Below are 672 nucleotides of genomic sequence, written 5' to 3' on the forward strand. Positions count from 1 at the left end.
TGGCAACGCGACGTATTCCATTATTCCTAAAATCGCTATCGACCTAGGTTGCGTACTGCCTTACCATGGCGATTACTTTGCTGATGCTTCGCTTGCTGAGCCAATGTCTTGCATTATTGGTGCGTACCACGCGAGCTACCACACCACCCAATACGTGTACGAACACGATATGGGCATTAAAGAAGGTGGTGCGTTAGCGCTACTCGCTTGTGCTGGCCCAATGGGCATTGGTGCGATTGACTATGCGATCAACGGCCCTGTAAAGCCAACGCTGGTGGTGGTTACTGACATCGACGCTGCGCGTTTAGACCGAGCTGAAAGCCTCATTCCGGTTGCAAAAGCTAAAGAGCAGGGCGTAGAACTGCACTACGTGAATACCGCTCAAATCGACGATCCGGTCGCGTATCTCAAAGCACTCAACGGTGGCAAAGGCTACGACGATGTAATGGTATACGCGGCGGTTGCTCAAGTGCTAGAACAAGCCGATGAGCTGCTTGGCAATGATGGCTGCCTCAACTTCTTTGCTGGCCCAACGGATAAGAATTTCAAAGTGCCGTTTAACTTCTACAACGTGCATTACGAATCAACCCATATTGTAGGAACGTCTGGTGGTTCAAAGGGTGACATGGTGGAATCTATTGAGCTTTCCTCGCAAGGCAAGATCAATCCATC

At 50.1% G+C, this 672-nt stretch carries 1 protein-coding gene; it reads left to right on the forward strand.

All coding sequences use genetic code 11. The features are described 5' to 3' along the window. A partial coding sequence (locus R8N49_RS27590) for a zinc-binding dehydrogenase (protein ID WP_318190512.1) occupies positions 1-672 on the forward strand: 672 nt, incomplete at both ends.

This window comes from Vibrio sp. 1978 (assembly GCF_033344345.1).